This is a genomic window from Actibacterium sp., from assembly GCF_041584535.1.
Taxonomy (GTDB): domain Bacteria; phylum Pseudomonadota; class Alphaproteobacteria; order Rhodobacterales; family Rhodobacteraceae; genus Actibacterium_D.
Genome location: NZ_JBFHDW010000278.1, coordinates 1 through 3,359, shown reverse-complemented (window position 1 = coordinate 3,359; position 3,359 = coordinate 1). Strand labels below are relative to the sequence as shown.

4 protein-coding genes and 1 pseudogene are annotated in these 3,359 nt (G+C 64.3%); 3 read left to right on the top strand and 2 right to left on the bottom strand.

The annotated features are described in order from the left end of the window. The coding region (locus tag ABYW26_RS12270; protein WP_372605186.1) for a hypothetical protein at positions 1-195 on the top strand (195 nt) is incomplete at its 5' end. Positions 196-264: 69 nt separating this feature from the next. Then, positions 265-1,464, top strand: a complete 1,200-nt coding sequence (locus tag ABYW26_RS12265; RefSeq protein ID WP_372605185.1) for a UbiH/UbiF family hydroxylase — start codon at positions 265-267, stop codon at positions 1,462-1,464. Here ABYW26_RS12265 and ABYW26_RS12260 read toward each other — a convergent pair. Together ABYW26_RS12260 and ABYW26_RS12255 are read right to left on the bottom strand one after the other, a co-directional pair. Beyond that, positions 1,461-1,919 carry an Lrp/AsnC family transcriptional regulator gene (locus ABYW26_RS12260; protein ID WP_372605184.1) on the bottom strand — a complete coding sequence of 153 codons (459 nt, stop codon included), beginning with the start codon at positions 1,917-1,919 and terminating at the stop codon, positions 1,461-1,463. The two genes, ABYW26_RS12265 and ABYW26_RS12260, sit on opposite strands and share 4 nt — an antisense overlap. Continuing rightward, complete coding sequence (locus tag ABYW26_RS12255; protein ID WP_372605183.1) at positions 1,916-2,371, bottom strand: Lrp/AsnC family transcriptional regulator; 456 nt, start codon at positions 2,369-2,371, stop codon at positions 1,916-1,918. Before ABYW26_RS12255 ends, ABYW26_RS12260 begins: the two co-directional genes overlap by 4 nt. Before the next feature lie 131 nt (positions 2,372-2,502). Between ABYW26_RS12255 and ilvC the strand changes: the two are divergent. Continuing rightward, a pseudogene (gene ilvC / locus ABYW26_RS12250) lies at positions 2,503-3,312 on the top strand (ketol-acid reductoisomerase); the annotation flags it as partial. Positions 3,313-3,359: the final 47 nt, after the last annotated feature.

Genomic DNA, 3,359 nt, shown 5'->3' with positions numbered 1-3,359 from the left:
GGCAGCGACCCTCTGATGGCGCTTGTCCGGCTGATCCTGACCAGCACCGTCGCCCGGATTTTCACTCTGGTCGTGGTGGCTGTGGCGCTATGGGCGTTCAGCATCCTGCAATGGGGCGTGCCGGGCCTGTATGTGCCGGCGCTGGCCGCAGTCCCGGCGATCATGGTGCTGCTGCTGGCCGTGACCCGCGGCTAAGCGCGCGACGCATTGTCCTCTGGCCCCCCGGCGCGAATACGCCTATCTCTTGGGGCCGGAGGGCAAGGCATGAACCGTATCAGCACCGATATTCTGATTTCTGGCGGCGGCGTGGCTGGCCTGACCGCGGCCGCGGCCTTTGGCAGCGCCGGGTTCAACGTGATTTGCGTCGATCCTGCCCCGCCCATCACCGATGGCGATGCCGCCGGGGCCGATATGCGCACCACCGCATTCCTGCAGCCGTCGATCAAGGTGCTGCAAGATGCCGGGTTGTGGGATCGTCTGGCGCCGCATGCCGCTGACCTGCAGATCATGCGCATCGTTGATGCCGGTGGTGCCCAGCCCGACCCGCGCATCGTCAAGGATTTCAACGCCGCCGATATCTCCGACCTGCCGTTTGGCTGGAACTTGCCGAACTGGCTGCTGCGACGCGAGATGGTGGCCCGGCTGACCGACCTTCCCAATGTCGATTTCCGCCCCGGCGTCGCCACGCAATCGGTGCTGACCCGCGCGACCGAGGCTTTGGTGACCCTCAGCGATGGCAGCCGCGTTTCGGCCCGGTTGCTGATCGCTGCTGACGGGCGCAATTCGCCAGTGCGTCAGGCGGTGGGGATTCCGGTCAAGACCCTGCGCTATGGGCAAAAGGCGCTGGCCTTCGCCGTCACCCATCCCGGCCCGCATGGTAATGTCTCGACCGAGGTGCACCGGTCCGGCGGACCGTTCACACTGGTGCCGCTGCCGGATCGCGATGATCAGCCATGCTCGGCCATCGTCTGGATGGAGCGCGGCCCCGAGGTTCTGCGCCTTGCCGCCCTGCCCGAAGCCGAGTTCGAGGCCCAGATGAACGCCCGCTCGGCCGGCCTTTATGGCCCGCTGAAACTGGTCACCCCGCGCAGCGTCTGGCCGATCATCAGCCAGATCGCCGACCGCTTTTATGCCGAGCGCACCGCCCTGATCGCCGAGGCCGCCCATGTGGTGCCGCCGATCGGCGCGCAGGGTCTGAACATGAGCCTTGGCGACCTGCGTATCCTCTTGGAACTGGCGCAGGCCGACCGCGCCGGTCTGGGCAGCCGCAAGATGCTGGAGACCTACAACCGCCGCCGATGGCCCGAGGTCAAGGCGCGGGTGACCGGTATCGACCTACTGAACCGCGCGTCGATGATGGGCGCGCAGGGGCTGCGCGACATGCGAGCCGGGGCGCTGAATGCGCTGTATTCGGTGGCGCCGGTGCGCAAGACGCTGATGAAAGCCGGTCTGGGAATGCGTTAACCCAACGGGCCGGGGCGGCGTTCCTCGGACAACAGCACGTTGGCCTCGACATTGCCCGCCCCCGGCAGGGTCATGATCCGGCGCCGCAGCACGCGTTCGAAATCGGCGATGTCGCGCGCCACCACCCGCAGGCGGTAATCATACAGGCCCAGCACATGCTCGACCGTTTGCACCTCGGGGATGGCGGTGACGGCGCGTTCGAAATCCTCAAGGCTGATCCGGCCCTTGGCGGCCAGCTTGACCCCCAGAAACACCGTCACGCCAAAGCCCAGCTTTTCCGCATCCAGATCCAGCTTGCGCCCCGCGATCACCCCGGCCTGCTCCAGCCGCCGGATCCGCCGCCACGTCGCCGGTTGCGACAGGCCAAATTGCCGCCCCAACGCCCCGGCGGATTGGCTGGCATCCTGCGCCAGAACCCGCAGCAGGCCGCGGTCGATATCGTCCAGCTCGATCATACCGGCAAGGTCTCGTCCGACTTGATCCGCGCCACATGCATCAGTGCCTCGATATCGGCGATATGCGGCAGGGTCAGAATGCGGCTGCGATAGATGGCCTGATAATGGCCGATGTCGCGGGCGATCACCGACAGGCGCACATCGACCCGGCCAAGGAAGGTCTGGATCTCGATCACCTCGGCGATCTCGCGCGCGGCGGCGATGAAATCGTCAAAGGCGCGGGTCTGGGTCTTGTCCAGCGTGACCCGCAAGCTGACCTCGACCGCATAGCCCAGCGCCACCCAATCAATCACCGCCCGGGTGCCGCGCATCACCCCGGTCTCGCGCAGCTTGTCCAGCCGCCGCGACACCCGCGCCGGGGTCATCGACAACAGGTCCGCCAGATCGGGAATCGACATGGCCGGGTCCTGCTGCAGGGTGCGAAGTATGCGTCGGTCAAGATCATCAAGCATGATTTGATCGTTATTTCATTTATTCACGAATGACTATAAGGTTTTTGAGCGTATTTTTCTTGCATCATCACTCGTATCTTCCGCGTTCCCGCCTATGATCGCCGCCAGACATCAAAGCAAGGAGCGCCCCAATGCGCGTTTACTACGATCGCGATTGCGACATTAACCTGATCAAAGACAAAAAAGTGGCCATCCTGGGCTACGGCAGCCAGGGCCACGCCCATGCGCTGAACCTGCGCGACTCGGGCGCCAAAAACCTTGTCGTCGCGCTGCGCGATGGCTCGCCCTCGGCCAAGAAAGCCGCTGCCGAAGGCCTGACCGTGATGGGTATCGCCGAAGCCGCCGCATGGTGCGACGTCATCATGTTCACCATGCCCGACGAACTACAGGCCGAGACCTATAAGAAATACGTGCATGACAACCTGCGCGAAGGCGCCGCCATCGCGTTCGCCCACGGCCTGAACGTGCATTTCGGCCTGATCGAACCCAAACCCGGTGTCGACGTCATCATGATGGCCCCCAAAGGCCCCGGCCACACCGTGCGCGGCGAATACACCAAAGGCGGCGGTGTGCCCTGCCTGGTGGCCGTGCATCAGGACGCAACCGGCAAAGCGCTGGAAATCGGCCTGAGCTATTGCTCGGCCATCGGCGGCGGCCGCTCGGGCGTCATCGAAACCAACTTCCGTGAAGAATGCGAAACCGACCTGTTCGGCGAACAGGCCGTGCTGTGTGGCGGTCTGGTTGAACTGATCCGCTGCGGCTTTGAAACCCTGGTCGAAGCCGGTTACGCCCCGGAAATGGCTTATTTCGAATGCCTGCACGAAGTGAAACTGATCGTCGACCTGATCTATGAGGGCGGCATCGCCAACATGCGCTATTCGGTCTCGAACACGGCGGAGTACGGCGACTACACCCGCGGCCCCGAGACGTATTCGCCGTATTCGGCGGTGTTCGAGATCGAGTAGTTCATGTTGGCGATGCCGCCCTC